The sequence below is a fragment of the Armatimonadota bacterium genome, from assembly GCA_031081585.1.
In the GTDB taxonomy this organism is placed as follows: domain Bacteria; phylum Sysuimicrobiota; class Sysuimicrobiia; order Sysuimicrobiales; family Humicultoraceae; genus Geohabitans; species Geohabitans tengchongensis.
In genome coordinates, this window is sequence record JAVHLY010000020.1 from 1 (window position 1) to 24004 (window position 24004).

A 24004-nucleotide genomic window follows, 5' to 3' on the forward strand; every position below is an offset into this window, starting at 1 on the left:
CTAGGGCCGGACGACGACGCAGGTGGTGACGCGCTGGACGCCTTCGATCTGCTCCAGCGCCTGGCTGATCTCGGGGAAGCCGCGGGTGCCCTCCAGGTGGGCGATGGCGATGATGTCGAACTCCCCCATGGTGACCGCCGCCTCGGCGATCCCCGGGACGCGCCGGACCGCCCGCGCCACCTCGGCGGGGGTACGCCGGTCCAGGCGGATGAGGAAGTAGGCGGTCTCCAGCACCGCTCCCATTGTAGGGGAGGTCCCGGTCCCATGGAGCCTGCGCAGCCGCGCCATGAGCGTACCGCCATGGTCGTGGGGAAGGTGCCGCCCGACCTGCTCCGGCGGCTCGTCTTCCCCCACCTGCCCACCCGTCCCGAGGTCCTGGTCTCCGCGGGGATCGGACGGGACAGCGCCGTGCTGGACTTCGCCCCCCACGCCTGCGTCGTCACCATCGACCCCATCACCGGCGCCGGGGCCCACCTGGGCCGCCTGGCCGTCCACGTCGCCTGCAACGACGTGGCCGCCATGGGCGCCGAGCCGGTGGCGCTGCTCCTGGCCCTCCTCCTCCCCGAGGGCACCGGGGAGGAGGAGCTGGAGGCGATCATGCGGGAGGCGGGCGCGGTGGCGGCACGGCTGGGCGTGGCCATCGCCGGCGGCCACAGCGAGGTCACCGATCGTGTCACCCATCCCGTCGCCATCGTGGCCGCCATCGGCCGGGCCCCGCAGGACGGCGTGCTCCGGCCCGACGCCGTGCGTCCGGGGCACGGCCTCCTCCTCACCAAGGGGGCGGGGCTGGAAGGGACGGCCATATTGGCCAGCGACCTGGCCGGCCGCCTGCGGGAGCGGGTGCCCGAGGCCGTGCTGGCGCGGGCCCGGAGCTTCGTGGAGGAGCTCAGCGTCCTCCCGGAGAGCCGGGTGGCGGCCGCCCACGGTGCCGTAGCGATGCACGACGTCACGGAAGGAGGCGTGCTGACCGCCGCCTGGGAGTTCGCCGAAGCGGCCGGGCTGGGCGTGGAGGTGTGGGCGGAACGGGTGCCGGTGCGCGAGGAGACGCTGGCGGTGTGCCGGGCGCTCGACGCGGACCCGCTGGCGCTGATCGGCAGCGGCGCCCTGCTGGTGGCTGCCCCGGCCCCGGACCGGACCCTGGCGGCCCTGCGGAGAGCCGGCATCGAGGCCGCGGAGATCGGCGTCTTCCGCGCCAGGGAGCGGGTGCTGCACCGCGGCGGCCGCACAGGGCCGCTCGAGCCCCCTGCGCGCGACGAGCTGTGGCGGCTGCTCGGGGATCCCTGAAGGGGCGATGGAGCGCAACCGGTCGGCGGAGACGCGACCGGACGCCACCAAACGACTACCGAACACAACTGGGCCCGGGGCATACCGAACACAACTGGGTCCGGCGTAAGTTCAATCGACGTACGTCGTTTGAAGCAGCGCGCGGGGTCGAGTCCGGCCGAGGCCGGCCGGACCGCCGCGCGCTGGGGTGCAGCCTGCGTGTGGTACAGTAGATGTGGCAATTCCATACGTTCGCTGGGGGAGCTCGGTCGAGCCGGGCTGAGAGTGCGGCCCTGTCCCCTGCCCGCGCGGCGGGGGCGCGGTGGGGGCAGCGGGACACTGCCGCAGACCCTTCGGACCCGAACCAGGTAATGCTGGCGTGGGGAAGGCGAGGCATGGTGCGCGCCGCCGGCCTGGTCACGGGCCGGCGGCGCGCTCGTCTGGAGCCTCCTAGCGAAGAAGACCCTCCCGGACCGGCGTCCCCGGGGTGCCGGTCCGGGATCCCGAGGAGGAGCAAGCATGGCGCGGGAGCGGATCCTGCGGCTGACGGAGACGGCCATCGCCGTCGCGCTGGTGGCCGTCCTCAGCAACATCAAGGTCTATCAGATGCCCCAGGGCGGGTCGATCACGGCGGGGAGCATGGTGCCGGTCTTCTACATCGCGCTGCGGTGGGGGGCTCCCTGGGGGATGCTCGCCGGGGCGCTCGCCGGGGTGGTCAACTACCTGACCGACCCGTACTTCGTCCACCCGGTGCAGGTGCTGCTCGACTACCCGGTGGCCTTCGGGGCGCTCGGGCTGGCGGGGCTCCTGCAGCGCTGGCCGGCGGTGGGCGTGGTGGTCGGCGGGGCCAGCCGCTTCCTCAGCCACGTCCTCTCCGGCGTGGTCTTCTTCGCTTCCTTCGCGCCCAAGGGGACCTCGCCGCTGGTCTACTCCCTGGTCTACAACGGCAGCTACATGCTCCCGGAGGTCGTGATCAGCATCGTCCTCACGTTGCTGCTGCTGCGGAGCCTGCCGCGGTTGGAACCGGTTGCCCGCTGACGGGCCGCGCGGCCTCCGCCCCCGCCGTCCGGTGAGCCGCGCCGCGCGCCGGCGCCCGGGCGCGTGATGGCCGCGGCCCGCCGCACGGGGGGAGTGGCCCTCGTGGTGACCCACGGCCCGGGGCGCCACCGTCGGGTCCTGCGCACACTGGCAGCCCGGGCCGCCCAGGTCATCGCGGCGGACGGCGGCGCCCGGCTGGCCCGGCAGGCGGGCGTGCGTCCGGATCTGGTGGTGGGCGACCTGGACTCGCTCGACCGGGCCACCGACCGGTGGCTGGCCGCGCAGGGCGTCCCGCGCCGGGTCCTCCCCCAGGCCAAGGACATGACGGACGGGGAGGTGGCGGTGCGCGAGGCGGTCCGGCGCGGTGCCGCCGAGGTGGCCATCTTCAGCCCGGCCGGCGGCCGCCTCGACCAGCTGTTGGCCAACGTCTTCCTTCTGCGGACGGCGCGCGCGCTGGGCGTCCGGGCGCGGCTCTACGATGGCCGCGCCGTGGCCTGGCTGGTGGACGGGGCGACGGAGGTCGCGGGGCGGCCGGGAGAGGTCGTCTCCCTCATCCCGCTCACGCCCCAGGTGGACGGCGTCCGCCTGCGCGGCCTGCGCTGGTCCCTGCGGGGGGCGACGCTGCGCGCCGGCACGACGCGCGCCCTCAGCAACGAGCTCGTCGCTCCGCCGGCACGCGTGGCGGTGCGCCGCGGCGAGCTGCTCGTGGTCCACTTCCCCGCCCGCCCCGCGTCGCCAATGGGCTACAATAGCCCATACCATGCCCGACCGGCTGGTCCGCGCCATCGCCCATGAGGGGACCGTGCTGGGCTTCGCCGCGGTCACCACCGAGACCGTGGAGGAGGCCCGCCGGCGCCACCGCACCGCCCCCACCGCCACGGCCGCGCTCGGCCGCACCCTCGCCGCCACCGCCATGCTCGGTGCGGCGCTGAAGGACGGCCAGCGCCTGACCGTGCGGGTGCTGGGGGACGGGCCGCTCGGCGGCATCCTCTCCGACGGGAACGCCCGGGGCGAGGTGCGGGGCTACGTGGCCAACCCGCACGTCGACCTGCCGCTGACGGCGCGCAAGAAGCTCGACGTGGGCCGGGCGGTCGGCCGGGGCACCCTGCACGTCACGCGCGACCTGGGGATGCGCTACCCCTACCACGGCAGCGTGCCGCTGGTCTCCGGGGAGATCGGCGAGGACGTGGCCCACTTCCTGCTCGTCTCCGACCAGGTGCCCTCTGTGGTGGCGCTGGGGGTGCTGGTGGCCCCCGACGGCCGCGTGTTGGCTGCCGGCGGCTACATCCTGCAGGTCCTGCCGGGGGCCGACCCCGCGGTGACGCACTACCTGGAGGAGCGGGTGGCGGCCCTCCCGCCGGTGACGCAGCTCGTCCACCGGGGGCGCAGCGCCGAGGAGATCCTGCGGCTGGCCCTGGGCGACCTCGGGGGGCGCGTCCTGGAGGAGAAGACCGTGGCCTTCCGCTGCGGCTGCTCGCGGGAGCGCGTCGAGGCCGTGCTGGTGGCGCTGGGTCGGGAGGAGCTGTCGCGGCTGGTGGCAGAGGAAGGGCGGGCCGAGGTGACCTGTCGCTTCTGCGGCGAGCGCTACGTCCTCGAGCCGGACGAGGTGGAGGACCTCTTCAGCCGGCCCGCCTGACCTTGCCGGCGGTCAGGCACGAGGTGCAGACGGTGATGCGGCGCACCCGCCCGTCGACCACGCCGCGGATGCGCTGCAGGTTCGCCCGGAACCGGCGCTTGCTCCGCACGTGGGAGTGGCTGATGGAGTAGCCCGTCGCCGTCCCCTTGCCGCAGATCTCGCACCGCCTGGCCATCGTCCTCCTCCTGCCGGACCGTCGACCCGGGCCGTCTCAGGGGCCCCTGGCGCACCCGGGCCGGTCACACCGGCCGATCCTACCATGAAGCCGGTCGGGAGGACAGGGGGATGAGCTACCACAACCACCCGCACTACTGCGACGGGAGCGGCACGGTGGAGGCCTACGCCCGGGCGGCCCTGGCCGCCGCCCTGACCGACCTCGGCCTCTCCAGCCACGCCCCGGTGCCGGTGGCCTCGGTCTGGCACATGCCCCTGGAGGCGCTCCCGGCGTACGCCGCCGAGGTGCGGGCGGTGCGCGAGGCGTTCCGCGGACGCCTGGCCGTCCGCCTCGGCCTGGAGGTGGACTACCTGCCGCCGGAGCTCGTCCCCGAGGGGGAGGCCTTCCAGCGCGAGCACCTCTTCGCCGCACCCCTTGAGTACGCCGTGGCGAGCGTCCACTACATCGGCCGGGATCCCTCGGGGAGGCCGTTTGCCATCGACGAGTCCGCGGAGGCGTTCCACCGGCAGGTGACCGAGGTCTACGGCGGGGACGCCCGCCCCCTGGTGGAGGCCTACTACGCCGCCACCGCCGCCCTGGCCGCGCAGGCGCGGCACTGGCCCTGCCCGGTGATCCTCGGCCACCTCGACAAGGTGAAGATGTGGAACGTGGCCGAGCGCTACTTCCCCGCAGCCGCGCCCTGGTACGTCGAGGCAGCCGAGCAGGCCCTCGAGGCGGTCCGCGCCGCCGGGCTGGTGGTAGAGGTGAACACCGCCGGGCTGCGCGCCCCCTGCCGCGAGGCCTACCCGGCGCCGTGGCTCCTGCGGCGCTGCCGCGCCCTGGGGATTCCCGTCACGCTCTCCTCCGACGCCCACCGGCCCGAGGACGTGGCGGCCCACTTCGTGGAGGCCCGCGCGCTGGTGCGCGCGGCGGGGTACACGTCGGTGGCGATGCTGGAGGACGGGCGGTGGGGCCTGCGCCCGCTCCCATCGGACGGGTGAGCGTTTCGGCTCCCCTGGGGCGGCGCCGCGGCCGGCGAGAGGGCCGCGGCGCACGGGGGTCGAAGTGGAGGGGCTGACGTGAGCGGAACGCCGATCCTGCCCGTCTCCCCACCACCGGCGCGCTCCACCGACCCGCTCGCCGCTCCGGTCCAGTACCTCAAGGGCGTCGGCCCCGCCCGGGCCGACGCGCTGGCCCGCCTGGGCATCGTCACGGTCGAGGACCTCCTCCTGCACGCCCCCCGGCGCCTGGAGGACCGCCGCCACCTCGTCCCCCTGCGCGACCTGGTACACGGCGCGGTGCAGACCGTGGAGGCCACCGTGGCCGCCGTGAGCGAGCGGCGGGTGCGCCGCGGCCTCGTCCTCCTCAAGGCCGCCCTGGTCGACGCCACCGGGGTGGCCTACGCCGTCTGGTACAACCAGGCCTTCCTCAAGGGGCAGCTCCGCCGCGGCGTGCGGGCGCTCTTCTCGGGCAAGGTGGAGCGCTGGGGCGGGGAGGTGCGGCTGCGCGCGCCGGAGTTCGAGGTCCTGGAGGACGACGCCGAGGAGACCTGGCACACCGGGCGCCTCGTCCCCATCTACCCGGCCACGGAAGGGCTGAGCCAGCGCGTCCTGCGCACCCTGGTGCGCAGCGCGCTCGAGGCGCACGCCGATCGCGTCCCCGAAATCCTGCCCGAGGCCCTGCGCGCGGCCCGGGGGCTGTTGGGCATCCGCGAGGCGCTGTGGGCGCTCCACTACCCGGAGACGCCGGAGGCCCATGCCGCCGCCCGGGCGCGGCTGGCCTTCGAGGAGCTGCTCGTCCTGCAGCTCGGGCTGGCGCTGCGCCGGCACCGGCTCGCCCGGGAGGCCAAGCCCTTCCGCTACGGGACGGGCGACCTGGTGGAGCGCTTCCTGCGCGGCCTGCCCTTCCCCCTGACCCGGGCGCAGCAGCGGGCCATCCGGGAGATCACCGCCGACATGCACGCGCCGGCGCCGATGAACCGGCTCCTCCACGGGGACGTCGGCTCGGGCAAGACGGTGGTGGCCGCCGCCGCGCTCCTCGTGGCCGTGCAGGGCGGCCGGCAGGGGGCGCTGATGGCGCCCACCGAGATCCTGGCCGAGCAGCACGCCCTGACGCTGCGCCGGCTCCTCGGGCCCCTCGGGGTGGAGGTGGTGCTGCTCACGGGCGGCCGTACCGCGGCCGAGCGCGCCGCCGCCCGCGAGGCGGCCCGCGAGGGGCACGGCGACGTCGTCGTCGGCACCCACGCCCTCATCGAGGAGACGGTGGTCTTCTCGCGGCTGGGCCTCGTGGTGGTGGACGAGCAGCACCGCTTCGGCGTGCTGCAGCGGGCCCGCCTGCGGCGCAAGGGCGCCGCGCCCGACGTGCTGGTGATGACCGCCACGCCCATCCCGCGCACGCTGGCCCTCACGCTGTACGGCGACCTGGACGTCTCGGTGCTGGACGAGCTGCCGCCGGGGCGCCATCCCGTCGCCACCTACTGGCGGTCGGCCGCCGCGCGGCCGAAGGTCTACGCCTTCGTCCGCGAGCAGGTGGCGGCGGGGCGGCAGGCCTTCGTCGTCTGCCCGCTCATCGGCGAGTCGGAGAAGCTGCAGGTGCAGGCGGCGGAGCGCCTGGCCGAGGAGCTGCGCGGGGGGTACCTGCGCGGCCTGCCGGTGAGGCTCCTCCACGGCCGGATGCGCGCGGAGGAGCGCGAGCGCATCATGGAGGCGATGCGCCGCGGCGAGGTGGCGGTGCTGGTGGCCACCTCGGTGATCGAGGTGGGCATCGACATCCCCAACGCCACGGTGATGGTGGTGGAGGACGCGGACCGCTTCGGGTTGGCCCAGCTCCACCAGCTGCGCGGCCGCGTGGGGCGGGGTGCGGAGCGCGCCTACTGCATCCTCATCGCCTCGCCCGCCGGCGAGGAGGGGCGGCGGCGGCTGCAGGTGATGACGGAGACGACCGACGGCTTCCGCATCGCCCAGGAGGACCTGCTGCTGCGCGGGCCGGGGGAGATCCTGGGGACGCGCCAGCACGGGCTGCCGGACCTGCGCGTGGCCGACCTGCAGCGCGACCTGCCCCTCCTGGAGGCGGCGCGCGCCGCCGCCGAGGCCATCGTGCGGGCCGACCCCCCGCTGCGCGCCGCGGAGCACCGGGCCCTGCGCGAGGCGGTGCGCCGCCGCTTCGCCGGCGCCGGGCTGGTCGCCGTGGGGTAGGCGGTGAGAGGTCGCCGCGGGTCGCCGGGCGGTCGGCGGGCGCTGCCGGGCGCCCGGGGCGGCGCGCCAGGCGGGCGCCGGACGGGCCGCGGGTCAGCGGGCGTGCGTCCGACCGCGGCGCGGGTGCGGGAGGCGCTCTTCAACAGCCTGGGGGCGCGCACGGTGGGGGCTGATGTCCTCGACCTCTTCGCCGGCACGGGCGCCCTCGGCCTGGAGGCCCTCCGCCGCGGCGCGGCGTCCGCCGTCTTCGTCGAGCGGGACGCGCGATTGGCCGATCAGATCCGCGCGGCGGCGCGCGCCTTCCCTGAGGCGGCGGTGGAGGTGTGGCGGGCCGACGTGGCCGCCGCCCTGGGGCGGCTGGCCGCCGCCGGGCGGGCGTTCGACCTGATCCTGCTCGACCCGCCCTACGGGACCGGCGCCCTCCAGGCCACGCTCGATGCGCTGGCCGCCGGGCCGCTGCTGCGTCCGGGCGGGCGGGTGGTGGCGGAGGGGCACTGGCGCGAGACTCCGCGCACCCCGCCGGGGTGGCGGCTGGTGCGCGAAGCCCGCTACGGCGAGACCGGGCTGTGGTTCTTCACCCAGGCGGCGGACGACGCCGAGGAGGGGAGGGCATGACCACCGTCCTCTACCCGGGGAGTTTCGACCCGGTGCACTACGGCCACCTCGACGTGATCCGCCGGGCCGCCGCCGTCTTCGAGCGGGTGGTCGTGGGGGTCGCCCGCGAGACCCACAAGGCCGCTCCCCTCTTCGACGTGGAGGTGCGGGTGCGGCTGCTGCAGGAGGCGGTGGCGGCGCTGGTGGCGGCGGAGCCGGCGCTGCGCCGCGTGGAGGTGCGCGCCTACGAGGGGCTGACCGTGGAGGCGGCCCGCGCCGCGGGGGCGACGCTGCTGGTGAAGGGGCTGCGGGGGGTGGAGGACGTCGAGCACGAGCTGCGCCAGGCGGTGATGAACCGCCACCTCGCCGGGCTCGACACCGTCTTCTTCATGACCACGCCGGCCTACGCCCAGATCAGCTCGACCCTCATCCGGGAGGTGGCGCGCCTGGGCGGCGACGTCTCCGCCTTCGTTCCGCCGGCGGTGGCCGGCGCCCTGGCCGCGGCGCGGCGGTGATGGACACCATCCTGGCCCTGCTCGACCGGCTGGAGGCGATCCTCACCCGGGGGGGCCACGTGCCGCTCACCGACAAGAAGGTGATCGACGAGCGCGAGGCCCTGGGGATCCTGCGGATGATCCGCGCCCAGCTCCCCCAGGAGCTGCACCGGGCGCAGCGCCTGCGCCAGGAGGCGGAGGAGCTGCACCGGCGGGCCGCCGACGAAGCGCGCCGCATCGTGCTGGAGGCGGAGCGCCACGCCCGGCGCCTGGTGGAGGAGAGCGCGGTGCTGGCGGAGGCGGAGCAGGCCCGCGCCCACCTGCTGGCCGAGGCGGAAGCGGAGGCGGCCCGCATCCGCACGGGCGCCGACGCCTATGCGGCCGGGGTCCTGGCCGACCTGGAAGAGCAGGTCCTGCGCATCCTCGGGACAATCCAGCGCGGCCGCGCCGCCCTGCGCCGATCCGAGTAGTCCGCGACAGACCCTCCGGTTGTGGGGCTCGGGAGGGGTGGTTATAATGGAAAAGATTTGCCGATTCAGGTAGGGATCCCAGGCCGATGAAGATCGATCTGACCCGGCTGGCGCTCGAGGAGGGGCCCCGGACCGTGCCCTTCGCCGAGGCGCTCCAGAGTGAGACGGAGATCCCCTTCCTCACCGACGTCGTCGGCGAGGTGCGCCTGGCGCGCGCCGGGGCGCTGGTCCGCCTGACCGGCCGCGCCACCACCGTAGCCGGGCTGACCTGCGACCGCTGCCTCCGCCCGGTGCGCTACCGCCTCGTGGCCACCTTCGAGGAGGCGGTGCGCGCCGGCCCGGAGGTGCCGGCCTCGGGGACGCGGCGGGCGCTCGGCGCGGAGGATTTCGTCCTGACGCTGCCGGACGGCGTCCTGGACCTGAGCGCGCTCGTGCGGGAGCACCTGCTCCTGGCCGTCCCCATGGTCGTCACCTGCCGGGAGGCGTGCCGGGGCCTCTGTCCGGTCTGCGGGGCCGACCGCAACACGGAGCCCTGCGCCTGCGGTGAGACGGCGCCCGACCCGCGGCTGGCGCCGCTCCGTCACCTGAAGGTCTGAGGCGACGACGCCGGGCGCGGGAGGAGCGGATACCCGATGGGCATCCAGAAGCGACGGCACTCCAAAGCCCGGTCGGCGCGGCGGCGTAGCCAGTGGCGGGCGCCCCGGGTGACGCTGGTGCCCTGCCCCCACTGTCACCAGCCCATGGTGCCCCACCGCGCCTGTCCCCACTGTGGCCGGTACGCTGGCCGCCAGGTGGTGCAGGTCGAGGAGGAGGCGTAGGGCCGGGTGCGCGTCGCCGTCGACGGCATGGGCGGGGACTACGCCCCCGAGGAGGTCGTCGCCGGGGCCGCCGCGGCGGCGCGCACGCTGGGGATCGAGATCCTCCTGGTCGGCCCGCGCGACCGGCTGGAGCCGTTGGTGCGCAGCCACGGGGCGGGGCTGCCGCTCACCGTCGTCGACGCCCCCGAGGTCATCGAGATGTCCGAGGCGCCGGCGATGGCGCTGCGCCGCAAGCGCCGCGCCTCCGTCGTCGTCACGCTGGAGCAGGTGCGCGACGGCCGGGCGGACGCCGCCGTGAGCGCCGGCAACACCGGCGCGGCCATGGGGGCGGCGCTGCTCACCCTCGGCCGCATCCCCGGCATCGACCGACCGGCCATCGCCGCCATCCTCCCCACGGCACAGAAGACCCCGGTCATCCTCCTCGACGTCGGCGCCAACGTCGACTGCAAGCCCAAGCACCTCCTCCAGTTCGCCCTCATGGGCAGCGTGTACGCCCGCCGCGTGCTCGGGGTGAGCACGCCCCGGGTGGGGTTGTTGAGCAACGGGGAGGAGGCGACGAAGGGCAACGACCTGACCATCCGCACCGCCGAGCTCCTGCGCGCCTCCGGGCTCCACTTCGTCGGGAACGTGGAGGGGCGCGACTTCTTCACCGGGCAGGCCGACGTCGTGGTCTGCGACGGCTTCGTCGGCAACGTCGTGCTGAAGTTCGGGGAGGGGCTGGCGCTGGCGCTGCGCCAGCTCCTGCGCGACGAGCTGCGCGGCACTCCCGGGCGCCTGCTGGCCCTCTACCTGGCCCCGCTCAAACGGCGCGGCATGGCGCTGTGGCGCAAGCTGGACTACCGCGAGTACGGCGGGGCGCCGCTGCTGGGGGTGAACGGCGTCGTCATCATCGCCCACGGGCGCAGCAACGCCTGGGCCATCCGCAACGCCATCCGGGTGGCCGCGGACGCGGCGGCCCGCCGGGTGGTCGAGCCCATCGCCGCCGAGATGGCCGCGCTCGACGCCCGCACCTCCGTGCTGGCCGGCGCGGCGGAAGCGCCGTCGGCGGGCGTGGGGGAGGGCGCGTGACCGCTCTCCGCGGCTCCACCATCGTGGGGCTGGGGCGGGCCGTCCCCCCGCGCGTGGTCACCAACGCCGACCTGGAGCGGCTGGTGGACACGACGGACGAGTGGATCGTCACCCGCACCGGCATCCGCGAGCGCCGCGTCGTCCCCGACGGGGTGGCCACCAGTGACCTGGCCTACGAGGCCGCGGTGGAGGCGCTGGCCGACGCCGGCGTCAGCGCCGACGCGCTCGACCTGATCATTGTGGGGACGGCCACGCCGGACATGATCTTCCCCGCCACCGCCTGCCTGCTCCAGGACCGCCTGGGGGCCCGCCGGGCCGCGGCCTTCGACGCCTCCGCCGCCTGCAGCTCCTGGGTGTACGGCTGCGCCATGGCCCACGCCACCATCGCCGCGGGGATGGCCGAGACGGTGCTGGTCGTGGGGGCGGAGACCCTCTCCAGGATCACCAACTGGCGCGACCGCGCCACCTGTGTCCTCTTCGGGGACTCGGCCGGCGCCGCCGTGCTCCGCCCGGCGCCGGCGGGGGAAGGGTTCCTCTCCTTCGTGCTCGGGGCGGACGGCCGCGGCGGGCCCCTCATCAGCCTGCCGGCGGGGGGCTCGCGGCTGCCGGCCTCCTTCGAGACCGTGGAGCGCCAGCTGCACTACATCCACATGAACGGCCGCGAGGTCTACAAGTTCGCCGTGCGGGTGATCCCGCGGGCCATCCGGGAGGCGGCCGAGCGCGCCGGGGTGCCGCTGGAGGCGGTGGACTGGTTCATCCCCCACCAGGCCAACATCCGCATCATCGACGCCGCGGCGGAGCGGCTGGGGCAGCCGCGCGAGAAGTTCTTCGTGAACGTCGAGCGCTACGGCAACACCTCGTCCGCCTCGGTGCCGGTGGCGCTCTACGAGGCCTGGCGCGGCGGGTACCTCGACCGGGGCGACCTCCTCATCCTCCTGGCCTTCGGGGGCGGGCTGACCTGGGGGTCGTGCGCGGTGCGCTGGACCCGGGAGCGGGCGACGGCCAGACGCGCAGAGTAATGCTGGCCTTCCTCTTCCCGGGCCAGGGCGCCCAGTATGTCGGCATGGGCGTGGAGATCGCCGCGGCATCGCCGTCGGCCGCCGCGTGCTTCACGCGCGCCAGCGCGGTGCTGGGCTTCGACCTGCTGGCGCTCTGTGCGGAAGGGCCCGAGGAGGCGCTGCGCGCCACCGAGAACACCCAGCCGGCCATCCTGGCGGCCAGCTGCGCCTGCGCGGCGGCGCTGGCCGACCACGGCGTCTCCCCCGACCTGGCGGCGGGGCTCAGCCTGGGCGAGTACTCGGCGCTGGTGGCCGCCGGGGCGCTGGCCTACGAGGACGCGGTGGCGCTGGTGCGGCAGCGCGGCCGGTTCATGCAGGAGGCGGCGGCGGGGCGCGAGACGGCCATGGCCGCCCTCATCGGGCTCGAGGCCGAGGCGGTGCTGGCGCTGTGCCGCGCCCACGCCGCCCACGGCGTGGTCGAGCCGGCCAACTTCAACGGGGCGGGGCAGGTGGTGGTCGGCGGCGACGCCGCCGCGGTGCGCGCGGTGGTGGCGGCGGCGCGTGCCGCCGGGGCCCGGCGGGCCGTGCTGCTGGCCGTCAGCGCTCCCTTCCACACCAGCCTGATGGCGCCCGCCGCGGAGCGGCTGGCCAGCGTGCTGGAGCAGGTCCCGCTCCGCGACGCCCGCATCCCCGTGGTGGCCAACGTCGACGGGCGGCCCCGGCAGCGCGCCGAGGAGATCCGGCGCGCCCTGATCGCCCAGGTGGCCTCGCCGGTGCAGTGGGAGGCGACGATGCAGGCGCTGGCGCACCTGGGCGCGCGTACCTTCATCGAAGTGGGGCCGGGGACCACGCTGGCTGGGCTGGTGCGCAAGACCCTGGGGGTGGCGGTGCTGAACGTGGAGGACCTGGGCACGCTGGAGCGCACGCTGGCGGCGCTGGGCCGCGCCGCCCCCGCGCGCAGCGCCGCCGCCGGCCCCGGCGATGGCTGAGGCGCGGCTGGCCGGGCGGGTGGCGCTGGTCACCGGGGCCTCGGGCGGCCTGGGGCGGGCCATCGCGCTGGAGCTGGCCCGCCAGGGCGCGGCCGTGGGGGTACACTACGGCCGCCGGCGCGAGGCTGCCGAGGCGGTGGTCCAGGCCATCGGCGAGCGCGGCGGCCGCGCCGTGGCGCTGGGCGGCGACCTGACCGACCCGGCCACGCCCGGGCGGCTGGTGGAGGCGGTGCAGGCGTGGGGGGACGGGCTGCACATCCTCGTGAACAACGCCGGCATCGCCCGTGATACCTTAATCCTGCGGATGAAGGACGAGGACTGGGACGCCGTCCTGGAGACCAACCTGGGGGCGGCGTTCCGGTGCATCCGGGCAGTGCTGCGGCCGATGGTGCGCCAGCGCAGCGGCCGGATCATCAACGTCGTCTCGATCGCCGGCCAGATCGGCAACGCGGGCCAGGCCAACTACGCGGCGGCGAAGGCCGGACTGATCGGGCTGACCAAAGCCACGGCGCGCGAGGTGGCCTCCCGCGGGATCACGGTGAACGCGGTGGCGCCGGGGCTCATCGACGTGGGCCTGACCGAGGCGCTCGGTCCCGAGCAGGTGCGGCGCTTCCTCGACCAGATCCCGCTGGGACGCCTGGGGACCGCGGCCGAGGTGGCCGCCGCGGTGGCCTTCCTGGCGTCGGACGACGCCGCCTACATCACCGGGCACGTCCTCAACGTGGACGGCGGGCTGGTGATGCGCTGAGGGCGCCCGCGGGCGCACCGCCCGTCCGGGCACCGACCACGGCACGCGACCAAAGGGGGGCGAGAGGGGATGGCAACCGTCTTCGACCGTGTGAAGAGCATCGTCGTGGACCAGCTGGGCGTGGACCCCAACGAGGTCACGCCGGAGGCGTCCTTCGTCGACGACCTGGGCGCGGACTCCCTCGACGTCGTCGAGCTGGTCATGGCCCTGGAGGAGGAGTTCGAGACGGAGATCCCCGACGAGGACGCCGAGAAGATCGCCACCGTCGGCGAGGCGGTGCGCTACATCGAGGAGCACCTGCTGGCCGCGGGCAAGCCCCTGGAGGTCGAGGAGGGCGGGGAGCCCGCCACCAAAGCGCAGCCGGAGCGCCCCTCGTAGCGGGACGGTCGGGCCCTCAGGACGGGAGAGCGGAGCATGCGCCGACGCGTCGTGGTGACCGGCCTGGGGGTGGTGAGCCCGGTGGGGACCGGGCTGGAGCGGTTCTGGGGAGCGCTCGTGGAGGGCCGCCCGGGCGTGCGCCGCATCTCCCGCTTCGACCCCACGGGGCTGCCCACGCAGATCGCGGCCGAGGTGGTGGACTTCGACCCCACCGACTTCATGGACCGCAAGGAGGCGCGGCGCAACGACCGCTTCGTGCAGTTCGGCTACGCCGCCGCCCGCATGGCCCTGGAGGACGCGGGGCTCGTGATCACGCCCCAGAACGCCACCCGCGTGGGGGTAATGATCGGCTCCGGCATCGGCGGGGCCATCACCTGGGAGGAGCAGCACCACATCCTGCAGACCCGCGGCCCCGACCGGATCAGCCCCTTCTTCATCCCCATGATCATCATGAACATGGCCTCGGGGATCACCTCCATCCTCACCGGGGCCAAGGGGCCGAACAGTTGCGTCGTCACCGCCTGCGCCACCGGGGGGAACGCCATCGGGGACGCCATGCGCGTGATCCAGCGGGGTGAGGCCGACGCCATGATCGCCGGGGGCACCGAGGCGGCCATCACGCCCCTCAGCGTGGCCGGGTTCTGCGCCATGCGCGCCATGTCCACGCGGAACGACGACCCCGCCCGGGCCGTGCGCCCCTTCGACGCCACGCGCGACGGCTTCGTCATGGGGGAGGGGGCCGGCGTGGTGGTCCTGGAGGCGCTGGAGGTGGCGGAGCGGCGCGGCGCGCGCATCTACGCCGAGCTCGTCGGCTACGGCATGAGCGCCGACGCCTACCACATCACCCAGCCCGACCCCGAGGCGGACGGCGCGGCGCGCAGCATGTGGAACGCGCTCCAGGACGCCGGGCTCGCCCCCGAGCAGGTGGACTACATCAACGCCCACGGGACCAGCACCCCCTACAACGACAAGACCGAGACACTGGCCATCAGGCGCGTCTTCGGCGACCACGCCTACCGGCTGGCCGTCAGCTCGACCAAGTCCATGACCGGCCACCTGCTGGGCGCCGCCGGCGGGGTGGAGTTCATCGCCTGCGTGCTGGCCATCGACCGCGGGGTCATCCCGCCCACCATCAACTACGAGCACCCCGACCCGGAGTGCGACCTCGACTACGTCCCCAACCGGGCCCGGCCGGCCCGGGTGGAGGTCGCCATGTCCAACGCGTTCGGCTTCGGAGGGCACAACGCCATCCTCATCGTCCGCCGCCTGACCTGACCGATGGACGCTCCGTCCCGCCTCCGCCACGCCCGGGCGCCCGCGCGCCCGCCGACCGTGGCGCCCGAGCCGGTCCCGCTCGGGGAGGCTGCCGACCCGGAGCCGCTGGGCGAAGCGCGCCGCGCCGAGCTCGCGTCCCTGGCCGAGCGCCTGGGGGTGCGCTTCCGCGACCTCACCCTCCTCGACCTGGCGCTGCGCCACGGCTCCTTCGCCCACGAGCGCGGCGAGGTGGAGAGCTACGAGCGGCTGGAGTTCCTGGGCGACGCCGTCCTGAGCCTGGTCGTGGCGGACTACCTGTACCGCCGCCATCCCGACTACACCGAAGGGCAGCTGGCCAAGCAGCGGGCGCGCCTGGTGAGTGAGCCGGCCCTGGCCGAGCTGGGGCGGCGCCTGGGGCTCGGACGGTACGTGCTGCTCGGCCGCGGCGAGGAGAAGGCGGGCGGACGGGAGCGGCCCGCCCTCCTGGCCGACGCCGTGGAGGGCGTGCTCGGGGCGATCTACGTCGACGCCGGCTACGGTGTCGCCCACGCCGTGGCCACGCGTTGGGTGAGCGAGCTGACCGACGAGCTGGAGCGGGCCGGGGCGGACTTCAAGAGCCAGCTCCAGGAGCGCCTGCAGCGGCAGCGCCTGGTGCCCCGCTACCGGGTGGCCCGCGAGGAGGGCCCCGACCACGCCAAGGCCTTCACCGTCCAGGTGCAGGTGGACGGGCGCGTCATCGGCCGCGGCCACGGGCGGAGCAAGAAGGAGGCGGAGCAGGCCGCGGCCGCCGAGGCGCTGGCCTGGCTCGACCGGGAAGCCCGCCCCCTGCGCGGGCGGCGACGGTGACGGATCCCGTGGACGTCCTCTGGGCCCCCTGGCGGGGGACGTACGTCCGGGCGCCGCGCGCGGAGACCTGCTTCCTGTGCGAGGCCGCGGTGGCCCCGGAGGGCGACGCCGCGCGCTTCGTCGTCTGGCGCAGCCGCCGCACCTTCGTCGTCCTGAACACCTTCCCCTACAACACCGGCCACCTGATGGTGGCCCCCTACCGCCACGTCGGTGAGGTGGAGGCGCTCGACGGGGAGGAGCAGGCCGACCTGATGGCCGCGCTGGGGGCGAGCATCGCGGCGCTGCGGCGGGCCCTGCACCCGGACGGCTTCAACGTCGGGCTCAACCTGGGCCGGGTGGCCGGGGCCGGGCTGGAGGGACACCTCCACGTCCACGTGGTGCCGCGCTGGCAGGGGGACACGAACTTCCTCCCCGTGCTCGGCGCCGTGAAGGTGGTCCCCGACCACCTCGAGGTCACCTACCGGCAGCTTCGCGCGACCTTTGCGGGAAGCCCGCCTCGGCCCTGAGCCCAGGATCGGCGCCGCCTCTCCCGACCGACGGATGTTGCCCGGCCCCTCCCCGCCCTATGATGGGGACGCACGCCACCTTCCCGGAGGGCACAAGTGAAGACCGTCCGCGACCTCATGCGGCGTGAGGTGATCACGCTGCGCCCCGACGCCAGCGTGGCCGCCGCCATCCAGGCGATCCTGCGCCACCGCGTGGGGGGCCTGCCCGTGGTGGAGGGGGACGCCGTCGTGGGGGTCGTCACGCCGCGGGACCTCCTGGGCCAGGCGCTCTACCGCCTGGTGGGGGACATCATGACCACCGACGTGGCCACGGTGAGCCCCGACGCGCCGGTCACCGCGGCCTACCGGATCATGGAGGAACGCCAGGTGGGCCGCCTCCCGGTCGTGGAGGACGGGCGGCTCGTCGGCATCATCGCCCGCGTCGACGTCCTGCAGGAACTCGGCAAGCTCACCGACCCGCTCACCGACCTGCCCTGGCCGGGGACGCTGCGGCAGCGCGCCGCCGACCTGCTGCGGGCCGGGCAGGAGATCGTCGTCTGCTTCATCGACCTGGACGGCTTCCGCCTGGTGAACAAGCGGCACGGGCACGTCGTCGGCGACCGCTGCATCGTGGCGGTGGCCGACCGGCTGCGCCGCCTGACCGACCCGGCCACCGATCTCGTGACCCGCTACGGCGGGGATGAGTTCGCCATCGTCACCACGCGCCGGCTGGAGTCCGCCGAGTCGCTGGCGGAGCGCCTGGTCGAGGCCATCGCCGCCGTCGAGGTCGCCGGCGTGCGCGGGCTCACCGCCTCGGTGGGCCTCGCCGGCGGCCGGCGGGCCGGCGAGCGGGCCGAGGTCCACCCGCCGGCCACCGCCGACGACCTGATCACGCTGGCCAGCCGGGCCTCGACTGCCGCCAAGCAGCTCGACCGCCGGATCCTGCACGCCCGGGAGATGGAGGCGATGCGGCTGGCCGAAGCCCCCGCGCCGGTGGAGGTGACGCGGCTGCGGCTGCTGGGCGTGCACCTCACGGTCGAAACCGCCCGCGCCGCCGCCGCCGTGGAGCTCGGGCGCGATGGCGAGCGCTTCCGCGGGGAAGCGGAAGGGGCCCCGGTGGGCAACGGGCCCCTGCGTGCCATGGCGCAGGCCACGGTGAACGCCCTGGCGGCGCTGCTCCCCGAGGGGTGGCGCCTGGCCATCGAGGAGATCGCCTTCACCGCCTTCCCGGCCGGGGACGCGGTGAGCGTGGCCCTGGCGCTGGCCACGCCGAGCGCCGAAGAGATCCTGGTCGGCACGGCTCCCTACGACCGCGACCACCCCGACGCGGTGATCCGGGCCACGCTCAAGGCCGTGAACCGCCGGCTGGGCCGGCTGCTGGCCACGGCCTGACCGTCCGCCGCTCCGCCCGTCGCGCGGGGGAACCGGGCGGGGTGGGCGAACGTCTCTCCGGTAGATGCGAGCCCCGCGGTTCCTCCCGCTCCTCCTGGCCCTGCTCCTCCCGGCGCCGGCCCTGCCGGTCGCCCCCGCGGCATCCGTGGCGCCCGGCGCGCCGCCGGCCGCTGCGGCGGTGGCGCCTGGGGTCCTGCCCGAGGCTTCCCCCGAGGCCACCTGGCGCCACGCCACCGCGCTCGCCGGGCGCATCGGGCCCCGGGCAGTGGGCGAGCCGGGGTACCTGCGCGCCGTGGAGTACATGGAGGCGCAGCTGCGCGACCTGGGGTACCAGGTGCGCCGCCAGCCCTTCACCGTTCCGCGCTTCGAGGTACGGGAGGTGGCGCTGCGGGTGACCGCGCCCGAGGCGCTGACCCTGCGGCCGTCCGTCCTCCAGCTCGCGGGCTCGACGCCGCCGGAGGGGGTGACCGCGCCACTGGTTGAGGCGGGCGTGGGCCGGCCGGACGAACTGGCCCGGGCGGGCGCGCGCGGCAAGGTCGTGCTGGTGCGCCGCGGCCCGCGCGCGGGTGTGGACCCCATGACCTTCCGGGAGAAGGTCGAGCACGCGGCGGAAGCGGGGGCGCTGGCCGTGATCGTGTACAACGACGAGTCCGGTCCCATTCCCGCCGGCACCCTGGGCGTCCCCGCCGCGCTGCCGGCCGTCACGATCTCCGGCGAGGAAGGGGACCGACTGCGCGCGCTCCTGACGCGCGGCCCGGTGGTGGTGCACCTGCGCCTCCAGGCGCGGGTGGAGGAGGTGACGAGCTGGAACGTGGTCGGCCGCCGCGCCGGAGAAAGCCCGGCCACGCTGGTCATCGGCGGGCACCTCGACACGGTCCCGCAGAGTCCCGGGGCCAACGACAACGCCTCGGGGATCGCCGCGGCCCTGGAGGCGGCGCGCCTGCTCGCCGGGGTGCGCCTGCCCCTCTCGGTGGAGATCGTCGGGTTCGGGGCGGAAGAGGTGGGCCTCGACGGGTCGCGCCACTACGTCCAGGCGACGCGGGAGCGCCTGGTGGGGTTGGTGAACATGGACATGGTGGGGCGCGGCCCGCTCCTGCTCGTCGAGACCCCGGGAGCGGACCGGCTGCGCGCCGTCGCCCGCCGCGCCGCCCAGCGCCTGGGCCTGCCGCTGCAGCCCTTCCGGCCCGGCGGCGCCTACGGGAGCGACCACGTCCCCTTCGAGCAGGCCGGCATCCCCACCGCCTTCCTGCACACCGGCAACGACCCGGCCATCCACACGCCGCAGGACACGGTCGACCGGCTCGACCCGGAGCGGATGGCCCAGGCCGCCCGCCTGGCGGCCGCCATCGTCCTGGACGCCGGCAACCTGGGGCGGTAGCCCGGCGCGCCCGCCGGCCGCTGCCGGCCGGTCCCGAGGATCCGGCGGGCCGCACCGCGAAGATCAGCGCGCGAGATGTCGCGCCTTGCCGTCGTCCTCCTCGCCGCCCTGGCCACGCTCTGTGCGCTCCTCCTGCCCGCCGCGAACCTCCCGGTGGTTGCCCGCACGCCGCTCCTCCTCACCGCCACCCCTGCCGCGGTCGTCCAGGGAGCCACCGTCGAGGTCAGGGTGCGGGGCGCGCCGGCCCAGGCGGAGCTGCGCGCCGGAGCCCAGACCGTGCCCCTCCACCGGTTCGAGGGGACGCTGCGCGCCTTCGTCGGCACCAGCCCCCTCACCCCGCCGGGCCGGTTGCCGCTGACCGTACAGGCCCCCAGCCCCGACGGCCTGGTGCGCGCCGCCACCTACGTGGTCGTCCGGCGCGGCGACTTCGGCCTGCGCCGGCTGCGCGTCCCGCCGCAGCTGCTCGACCCGGCCCTGGTGGCGCGCGAGCGCGCCCGCATGGCCGCTGCCACCGCCCATCCCCTCCCCGAGCCGCAGTGGACCGGCCCCTTCATCCGCCCGGTGGACGGGCCGGTGACCTCGGGGTACGGCGTGCGCAGTATCTACAACGGCGTCCCGCGCGGCTACCACCTGGGGGTGGACTTCCGCGGGGCGGTGGGCACGCCGGTGCGGGCGGCGCACCACGGGCTGGTCACGCTGGCGGAGACGCTGCCGCTCAGCGGCAACACCGTCGTGCTCGACCACGGCGCCGGCGTCTTCACCACCTACCAGCACCTCCACCGCATCGCCGTGAGCCCGGGACAGCACGTGCGCCAGGGCGCGGTCGTGGGCACGGTGGGGGCCACGGGGCTCGCCACCGGCCCGCACCTCCACTGGGGGATGCGCGTGCACGGCGTGCGCGTCGACCCGCTCTTCTGGACGCGGTCGCCCTGACCGGCACGGCGTGGCGCGCACGCGTCCCGGCGCCGCCGCGGCGCATTGACCCCGCCACGGCGCGGCGCCTAGAATCGATCACGCGCGGATCCGCGCCGCACGCGCCGCGATGAGCGGCGGCCGGCGCGGTCACCGCCCGGAGGCGACCATGGAGCCGCAGGTCCAGGAGGACCCGGAACGGCTGGCCGAGTTCGAGGCGCGCATCGCCCGCGGGGAGCGCATCGAGGCCACGGAGTGGATGCCGGCCCAGTACCGCGCCGAGTGCCTCCGCCTCATCCAGATGCACGCCAACTCCGAGATCATGGGGGCGCTGCCGGAGCGGGAGTGGATCCCCCGCGCCCCCACCCTCGCCCGCAAGATGCAGCTCGTGGCCAAGGTGCAGGACGAGGTCGGCCACGGCCAGCTCCTCTACCGGGTGGCGGAGGATCTGGGCAAGCCCCGGCGCCAGATGCTCGAGGACCTGCTGGCGGGGCGGAGCAAGTTCCACAACGTCTTCCACTACCCGGCGGAGACCTGGGCGGACGTGGCCGTCATCCAGGTCTTCGTGGACGGCGCGGCCATGCAGACCCAGGGGTCGCTGCGGGCCTGCTCCTACGCCCCCTACGCGCGCGTCCTCAAGCGCATCTGCTACGAGGAGGACTTCCACATCCGGCTCGGCATCGACAACTTCAAGGCGCTGGCGGAGGGCACCCCCCGCCAGCGCGCCATGCTGCAGGACGCGCTGGACCGCTGGTGGACGCCCATCATGCACTTCTTCGGCCCCCACGACACCGACTCGCCGCACCTCCGGACGATGATGCGCTGGCGCATCAAGGTGAAGACCAACGACGAGCTGCGCCAGCAGTTCCTCCGCCAGTTCGTCCCGCTCATCCAGGAGTACGGCCTGCGCGTCCCCGACCCGGGGCTGCGCTGGGACGAGGCCAGGGGCGAGTACGTCTACACCGAGCCGGACTGGGAGGAGTTCCGGCACGTCATCCGCGGCGAGGGGCCGAAGTCGCAGCAGCGCCTGGCCCTGCGCAACGCGGTGTGGCGGCGCCACGCCTGGGTGCGCGAGGCGCTGGAGCGGTGGTCGGCGGCGGCCTGAGGGGCAGCGGCCCGAGGGGCGGCGGCCCGGGCGGCCGGCGCAGGGGCGCGGGCGGCGGGGTCGGACGACACGTCACGGGTTCGAGGAGGCGCACAGGCGATGCCACGGGCGGAGGGCCTTGACCCGGCGGAGATCTACGAGTACTTGGCGATGGCCCGCGAGCGCGTGCTGGCGGCCGCGCGCGGGTTGACGTTCGAACAGTACACCCGGGAGTTCCCCTTCGGCAAGCGCACCCTGCGCCACACGCTGGTGGAGATCCCGCTGGCGGAGTCCAACTACGTGCGCCGCCTCCAGGGGGAGCCGGTCCCGCCTTTGCGGGAGCACCCCTTCGCGCGCTTCTACGAGACCGACTTCCCCCCGCTCGAGGCCGCCTGGCGCGAGCAGGCCGAGGTGACCCGGCAGGTCCTGCGCAGCATCGCGGACTGGACCCGGCCGGTGGAGTACGTCGTGCGCCAGCCCGACCGGCCGGCACGCCGCGTGCGCACGACGGCCGGGGGGGTGGCCACGCAGCTCCTCCTGCACGAGGTGCACCACCGGGCCCAGGCGATGGCCATGCTGCGCCAGCTCGGCGCCCCGGTGGAGACCATCGACTATTCGGCGCTGGCCTTCCACACCGAGACGCTCCCGGAGGGGAGCAGCCGGTGAAGCTCGCCGCCGTCGTCCCGGAGGCGGAGCGCGTCTACGCGGTCTTCCGTCAGGAGACGAAGAGCGAGGCGCACGTGCACGTCGGCGACGTCCACGCCCCCGATCCCCGGATGGCCCTCGTCCTGGCGAAGGAGCAGTTCGCCCGGCGGGATCCATGCGTCAGCCTGTGGGTCGTCCCCTACACGGCCATCGAGGCCACCGCGCCCGAGGACGCGGAGATGTTCCAACCGGCCACGGACAAGAGCTACCGCTTCGGCGGCAGCTACCGCGAGCAGCAACGGGTCTACGGGCGGCGGCGGGGCGCGTGATGGCCCAGCCCCGGGCCGCTACCCCCGGCCTGGCGCCCGAGGTGGCGACACTGCTGGCGGACCACCTGCTGGCGGCGGCGGACGACGAGCTGGTGCTGGGGCACCGCCACGCCGAGTGGACCGGCTTCGGCCCCGACATCGAGTCGGACATCGCGCTGTCGTCCGTGGCCCAGGAGGAGATCGGCCACGCCCGCCTCCTCTACCAGATGGTGCTGGGGCTGCAGGGCCGGTCCGAGGAGGAGGTGGACCGGCTGGCCTTCGGCCGGCCGCCGCAGGCCTTTCGCAACGCGGTCCTGCTCGAGCGCCCCAACGACGGGGGGCTCGAGCCGCCCCCCGAGGGGGAGCCCGCCTGGCGCGGAGAGTGGGGGTTCGCCATCGTACGCATGGTCCTCTACGACCGCGCCGACGCCATCCGCCTGGAGACGTGGGCCAGCGGCGGGCACGCGCCGCTGGCCGCGCTCGCCCGCACGCTGGCGCGCGAGGAGCGCTACCACCGCCTCTTCGCCGAGACCTGGCTGGAGCGCCTGGCCGGCGGCGGGCCCGCCGCCGCCGCCCGCCTGCAGCGCGTGCTGGACGCCGTCTGGGGTGAGGCCCTCGGCCTGTTCGAGGCCACAGACGGCGAGGCGGTCCTGGTGGCGCACGGGCTCCTCGCCCGCTCCTCGTCCGAGCAGGCGGAGCGGTGGCGCGACGAGGTCGCTGCGCTGCTCGAGGGGATGGGCCTGCGACCGGGACGGGGCCCCGCGGCCACCGGCGGGCGGGCCGGCCGGCACACCCCCGACCTGACGGCGCTGCTGGAGGAGATGACGTCGGTGTGGCGGCTCGATCCGGAGGCGCGGTGGTGAGCGGCGGCTACCGCCTCCCGCTGACCGGGCCTGTGGACGCCACGCCCGTGGACGCCAGACCCGTGGACGCCCCACCCGCTGAGGCCGAAGTCTGGCGGGTGCTGGAGCAGATCGAGGACCCCGAGCTGCCGCTGGCGATCACCGACCTGGGCCTCGTGCGGGAGGTGCGGCGGGACGGCGGCCGGGTGATGGTCCGGCTCGTCCCCACCTACTCCGCCTGCCCGGCCATCGAGGTGATCCGACGCACGGTGCGCGAGCGGGTGGCCGCCCTCCCGGGCGTGGAGGAGGTGACGGTGGACCTGACCTTCGACGAGCCCTGGACGCTGGCGCGCCTCAGCGCACGCGGGCGCGAGCAGCTGCGCACGTACGGTCTCAGCGTACCGCGCCGCACCTTCCGCGAACCCGCCACCTGCCCCTTCTGCGGCTCGACCGACGTGGTGCTGGAGACGCCCTTCGGCCCGACCCTGTGCCGCGCCATCGCCTACTGTCGCGCCTGTCGCAACCCCGTCGAGCGCTTCAAGCCGCCCGCCGACTAGCGCCGTGGCCCCGCGCCCGCCCCGGGGACGCTCCGACCCTGCGGCGCTCCCCGACGACCGCTTCCTGCGCCGCCAGCGCGCGCTGCGCCTGGTCACCCGCGGCCGGCGCACGGGACGCGAGCACACCGTCGAGCTGTGGTTCGCCTCGGAGCTGGCGGGGCCTCTGCGCATCTACCTGATGGCCTACGCCCGCCGCCACGGCCGCGGGACCGACTGGTACCGCAACCTGCGCCGCGCCGGCGAGGGGATGGTCCTCGTTGGCGGCCGGCGCTACCGGGTGCGCTGGGAGCCGCCGGGCGAGGCTGCGGCCGCCGTCGAGGCGATCACCCGGAAGTTCGAGGAGAAGTACGGGCTGCAGGCGGTGCGCAGCTGGTACGCGGAGACGCGCCGCCTCCCCGTGGTCCTGCGGGCCGAGCGGGTGGATTGACTGCCGGGGGAGGGCCACCCGCAGCGAGGGCC

General features: G+C 75.4%; 29 protein-coding genes, 1 pseudogene and 1 riboswitch. Of the genes and pseudogenes, 28 read left to right on the forward strand and 2 right to left on the reverse strand.

Translation table 11 applies throughout. From position 1 onward, the window contains the following. On the reverse strand, positions 1-243 hold the full coding sequence (locus RB146_09070) for an Lrp/AsnC ligand binding domain-containing protein (protein ID MDQ7829129.1): 243 nt from the start codon (positions 241-243) through the stop codon (positions 1-3). A gap of 57 nt (positions 244-300) precedes the next feature. Between RB146_09070 and RB146_09075 the strand changes: the two genes are divergently transcribed. The 4 genes from RB146_09075 (at position 301) to hslO (ending at position 3937) form a co-directional block, all read left to right on the forward strand. Beyond that, positions 301-1284, forward strand: a complete 984-nt coding sequence (locus tag RB146_09075) for an AIR synthase family protein (protein ID MDQ7829130.1) — start codon at positions 301-303, stop codon at positions 1282-1284. Positions 1285-1510: 226 nt separating this feature from the next. After that, positions 1511-1667: riboswitch (TPP riboswitch) on the forward strand. 115 nt (positions 1668-1782) lie between these two features. Beyond that, positions 1783-2301 carry an energy-coupled thiamine transporter ThiT gene (gene thiT, locus RB146_09080; GenBank protein MDQ7829131.1) on the forward strand — a complete coding sequence of 173 codons (519 nt, stop codon included), beginning with the start codon at positions 1783-1785 and terminating at the stop codon, positions 2299-2301. A gap of 66 nt (positions 2302-2367) precedes the next feature. Then, the gene (locus RB146_09085) at positions 2368-3096 is read left to right on the forward strand and encodes a thiamine diphosphokinase (GenBank protein MDQ7829132.1); all 729 of its coding nucleotides are present in this window, start codon (positions 2368-2370) and stop codon (positions 3094-3096) included. Next, positions 3062-3937 carry an Hsp33 family molecular chaperone HslO gene (hslO, locus tag RB146_09090; protein MDQ7829133.1) on the forward strand — a complete coding sequence of 292 codons (876 nt, stop codon included), beginning with the start codon at positions 3062-3064 and terminating at the stop codon, positions 3935-3937. The genes RB146_09085 and hslO overlap by 35 nt, the downstream gene beginning before the upstream one ends. On the opposite strand, the gene rpmB is transcribed toward hslO, so the two are convergent. Further along, positions 3921-4112: a 50S ribosomal protein L28 gene (gene rpmB / locus RB146_09095; protein MDQ7829134.1), complete on the reverse strand. Its 192-nt coding sequence runs from the start codon at positions 4110-4112 to the stop codon at positions 3921-3923. The genes hslO and rpmB overlap by 17 nt on opposite strands. 110 nt (positions 4113-4222) lie before the next feature. Here rpmB and RB146_09100 point away from each other — a divergent pair, with 110 nt between their 5' ends. The 24 genes and pseudogenes from RB146_09100 to RB146_09215 all read left to right on the forward strand — a co-directional run bounded on the left by RB146_09100 (position 4223) and on the right by RB146_09215 (position 23972). Next, positions 4223-5092, forward strand: coding sequence for a histidinol-phosphatase (locus RB146_09100; GenBank protein ID MDQ7829135.1), 870 nt, complete (start codon positions 4223-4225; stop codon positions 5090-5092). A gap of 78 nt (positions 5093-5170) precedes the next feature. After that, the gene (gene recG / locus RB146_09105; protein ID MDQ7829136.1) at positions 5171-7285 is read left to right on the forward strand and encodes an ATP-dependent DNA helicase RecG; all 2115 of its coding nucleotides are present in this window, start codon (positions 5171-5173) and stop codon (positions 7283-7285) included. Positions 7286-7387: 102 nt separating this feature from the next. Then, positions 7388-7900 (forward strand): 16S rRNA (guanine(966)-N(2))-methyltransferase RsmD, encoded by a 513-nt coding sequence (rsmD, locus tag RB146_09110; protein MDQ7829137.1) that lies wholly within the window; start codon positions 7388-7390, stop codon positions 7898-7900. After that, complete coding sequence (gene coaD / locus RB146_09115; GenBank protein ID MDQ7829138.1) at positions 7897-8394, forward strand: pantetheine-phosphate adenylyltransferase; 498 nt, start codon at positions 7897-7899, stop codon at positions 8392-8394. The genes rsmD and coaD overlap by 4 nt, the downstream gene beginning before the upstream one ends. Next, positions 8394-8843: a hypothetical protein gene (locus tag RB146_09120; GenBank protein MDQ7829139.1), complete on the forward strand. Its 450-nt coding sequence runs from the start codon at positions 8394-8396 to the stop codon at positions 8841-8843. Before coaD ends, RB146_09120 begins: the two co-directional genes overlap by 1 nt. 86 nt (positions 8844-8929) lie before the next feature. Continuing rightward, on the forward strand, positions 8930-9439 hold the full coding sequence (locus RB146_09125) for a DUF177 domain-containing protein (protein MDQ7829140.1): 510 nt from the start codon (positions 8930-8932) through the stop codon (positions 9437-9439). Positions 9440-9475: 36 nt separating this feature from the next. Beyond that, positions 9476-9661, forward strand: coding sequence for a 50S ribosomal protein L32 (rpmF, locus tag RB146_09130; GenBank protein MDQ7829141.1), 186 nt, complete (start codon positions 9476-9478; stop codon positions 9659-9661). A 6-nt stretch (positions 9662-9667) separates the two neighbouring features. Continuing rightward, entirely contained in the window at positions 9668-10729 is a 1062-nt protein-coding gene (gene plsX, locus RB146_09135) for a phosphate acyltransferase PlsX (GenBank protein ID MDQ7829142.1), read from the forward strand. Beyond that, positions 10726-11748 carry a beta-ketoacyl-ACP synthase III gene (locus RB146_09140; protein MDQ7829143.1) on the forward strand — a complete coding sequence of 341 codons (1023 nt, stop codon included), beginning with the start codon at positions 10726-10728 and terminating at the stop codon, positions 11746-11748. Before plsX ends, RB146_09140 begins: the two co-directional genes overlap by 4 nt. After that, positions 11748-12716 carry an ACP S-malonyltransferase gene (gene fabD / locus RB146_09145; protein MDQ7829144.1) on the forward strand — a complete coding sequence of 323 codons (969 nt, stop codon included), beginning with the start codon at positions 11748-11750 and terminating at the stop codon, positions 12714-12716. The genes RB146_09140 and fabD overlap by 1 nt, the downstream gene beginning before the upstream one ends. Then, positions 12709-13464, forward strand: coding sequence for a 3-oxoacyl-[acyl-carrier-protein] reductase (gene fabG, locus RB146_09150; GenBank protein MDQ7829145.1), 756 nt, complete (start codon positions 12709-12711; stop codon positions 13462-13464). Before fabD ends, fabG begins: the two co-directional genes overlap by 8 nt. Before the next feature lie 69 nt (positions 13465-13533). After that, positions 13534-13755: pseudogene (acpP, locus tag RB146_09155) on the forward strand (acyl carrier protein). 123 nt (positions 13756-13878) lie between these two features. Next, positions 13879-15117: a beta-ketoacyl-ACP synthase II gene (gene fabF / locus RB146_09160; protein ID MDQ7829146.1), complete on the forward strand. Its 1239-nt coding sequence runs from the start codon at positions 13879-13881 to the stop codon at positions 15115-15117. A 3-nt stretch (positions 15118-15120) separates the two neighbouring features. Beyond that, positions 15121-15942, forward strand: a complete 822-nt coding sequence (gene rnc, locus RB146_09165; protein MDQ7829147.1) for a ribonuclease III — start codon at positions 15121-15123, stop codon at positions 15940-15942. Positions 15943-15950: 8 nt separating this feature from the next. After that, the gene (locus tag RB146_09170) at positions 15951-16448 is read left to right on the forward strand and encodes an HIT domain-containing protein (protein ID MDQ7829148.1); all 498 of its coding nucleotides are present in this window, start codon (positions 15951-15953) and stop codon (positions 16446-16448) included. 96 nt (positions 16449-16544) lie between these two features. Further along, on the forward strand, positions 16545-17819 hold the full coding sequence (locus tag RB146_09175) for a CBS domain-containing protein (protein MDQ7829149.1): 1275 nt from the start codon (positions 16545-16547) through the stop codon (positions 17817-17819). A gap of 64 nt (positions 17820-17883) precedes the next feature. Then, on the forward strand, positions 17884-19197 hold the full coding sequence (locus RB146_09180; protein ID MDQ7829150.1) for a M28 family metallopeptidase: 1314 nt from the start codon (positions 17884-17886) through the stop codon (positions 19195-19197). A gap of 75 nt (positions 19198-19272) precedes the next feature. After that, complete coding sequence (locus RB146_09185; protein ID MDQ7829151.1) at positions 19273-20130, forward strand: M23 family metallopeptidase; 858 nt, start codon at positions 19273-19275, stop codon at positions 20128-20130. A gap of 148 nt (positions 20131-20278) precedes the next feature. Next, positions 20279-21214, forward strand: coding sequence for a 1,2-phenylacetyl-CoA epoxidase subunit PaaA (gene paaA / locus RB146_09190; protein ID MDQ7829152.1), 936 nt, complete (start codon positions 20279-20281; stop codon positions 21212-21214). A 99-nt stretch (positions 21215-21313) separates the two neighbouring features. After that, positions 21314-21859 (forward strand): DinB family protein, encoded by a 546-nt coding sequence (locus tag RB146_09195; GenBank protein MDQ7829153.1) that lies wholly within the window; start codon positions 21314-21316, stop codon positions 21857-21859. Further along, positions 21856-22167 carry a hypothetical protein gene (locus tag RB146_09200; GenBank protein ID MDQ7829154.1) on the forward strand — a complete coding sequence of 104 codons (312 nt, stop codon included), beginning with the start codon at positions 21856-21858 and terminating at the stop codon, positions 22165-22167. Before RB146_09195 ends, RB146_09200 begins: the two co-directional genes overlap by 4 nt. Then, positions 22167-23009: a 1,2-phenylacetyl-CoA epoxidase subunit PaaC gene (gene paaC / locus RB146_09205; protein MDQ7829155.1), complete on the forward strand. Its 843-nt coding sequence runs from the start codon at positions 22167-22169 to the stop codon at positions 23007-23009. The genes RB146_09200 and paaC overlap by 1 nt, the downstream gene beginning before the upstream one ends. After that, entirely contained in the window at positions 23006-23545 is a 540-nt protein-coding gene (paaD, locus tag RB146_09210) for a 1,2-phenylacetyl-CoA epoxidase subunit PaaD (protein MDQ7829156.1), read from the forward strand. The genes paaC and paaD overlap by 4 nt, the downstream gene beginning before the upstream one ends. Positions 23546-23549: 4 nt before the next feature. Then, complete coding sequence (locus RB146_09215; protein ID MDQ7829157.1) at positions 23550-23972, forward strand: hypothetical protein; 423 nt, start codon at positions 23550-23552, stop codon at positions 23970-23972. The last annotated feature ends 32 nt before the right edge of the window (positions 23973-24004 follow it).

Excerpts from the sequence above, each read along its gene's own strand:
- rpmB (MDQ7829134.1), bottom strand. The coding sequence starts at position 4,112 with ATGGCCAGGCGGTGCGAGATCTGCGGCAAGGGGACGGCGACGGGCTAC.
- paaA (MDQ7829152.1), top strand. The coding sequence starts at position 20,279 with ATGGAGCCGCAGGTCCAGGAGGACCCGGAACGGCTGGCCGAGTTCGAG.
- RB146_09125 (MDQ7829140.1), top strand. The coding sequence starts at position 8,930 with ATGAAGATCGATCTGACCCGGCTGGCGCTCGAGGAGGGGCCCCGGACC.
- RB146_09075 (MDQ7829130.1), top strand. The coding sequence starts at position 301 with ATGGTCGTGGGGAAGGTGCCGCCCGACCTGCTCCGGCGGCTCGTCTTC.
- RB146_09195 (MDQ7829153.1), top strand. The coding sequence starts at position 21,314 with ATGCCACGGGCGGAGGGCCTTGACCCGGCGGAGATCTACGAGTACTTG.
- RB146_09120 (MDQ7829139.1), top strand. The coding sequence starts at position 8,394 with ATGGACACCATCCTGGCCCTGCTCGACCGGCTGGAGGCGATCCTCACC.
- coaD (MDQ7829138.1), top strand. The coding sequence starts at position 7,897 with ATGACCACCGTCCTCTACCCGGGGAGTTTCGACCCGGTGCACTACGGC.
- RB146_09085 (MDQ7829132.1), top strand. The coding sequence starts at position 2,368 with ATGGCCGCGGCCCGCCGCACGGGGGGAGTGGCCCTCGTGGTGACCCAC.
- RB146_09185 (MDQ7829151.1), top strand. The coding sequence starts at position 19,273 with ATGTCGCGCCTTGCCGTCGTCCTCCTCGCCGCCCTGGCCACGCTCTGT.
- RB146_09070 (MDQ7829129.1), bottom strand. The coding sequence starts at position 243 with ATGGGAGCGGTGCTGGAGACCGCCTACTTCCTCATCCGCCTGGACCGG.
- fabD (MDQ7829144.1), top strand. The coding sequence starts at position 11,748 with ATGCTGGCCTTCCTCTTCCCGGGCCAGGGCGCCCAGTATGTCGGCATG.
- thiT (MDQ7829131.1), top strand. The coding sequence starts at position 1,783 with ATGGCGCGGGAGCGGATCCTGCGGCTGACGGAGACGGCCATCGCCGTC.
- RB146_09180 (MDQ7829150.1), top strand. The coding sequence starts at position 17,884 with ATGCGAGCCCCGCGGTTCCTCCCGCTCCTCCTGGCCCTGCTCCTCCCG.
- rpmF (MDQ7829141.1), top strand. The coding sequence starts at position 9,476 with ATGGGCATCCAGAAGCGACGGCACTCCAAAGCCCGGTCGGCGCGGCGG.
- hslO (MDQ7829133.1), top strand. The coding sequence starts at position 3,062 with ATGCCCGACCGGCTGGTCCGCGCCATCGCCCATGAGGGGACCGTGCTG.
- fabG (MDQ7829145.1), top strand. The coding sequence starts at position 12,709 with ATGGCTGAGGCGCGGCTGGCCGGGCGGGTGGCGCTGGTCACCGGGGCC.
- paaC (MDQ7829155.1), top strand. The coding sequence starts at position 22,167 with ATGGCCCAGCCCCGGGCCGCTACCCCCGGCCTGGCGCCCGAGGTGGCG.
- RB146_09100 (MDQ7829135.1), top strand. The coding sequence starts at position 4,223 with ATGAGCTACCACAACCACCCGCACTACTGCGACGGGAGCGGCACGGTG.
- fabF (MDQ7829146.1), top strand. The coding sequence starts at position 13,879 with ATGCGCCGACGCGTCGTGGTGACCGGCCTGGGGGTGGTGAGCCCGGTG.
- rnc (MDQ7829147.1), top strand. The coding sequence starts at position 15,121 with ATGGACGCTCCGTCCCGCCTCCGCCACGCCCGGGCGCCCGCGCGCCCG.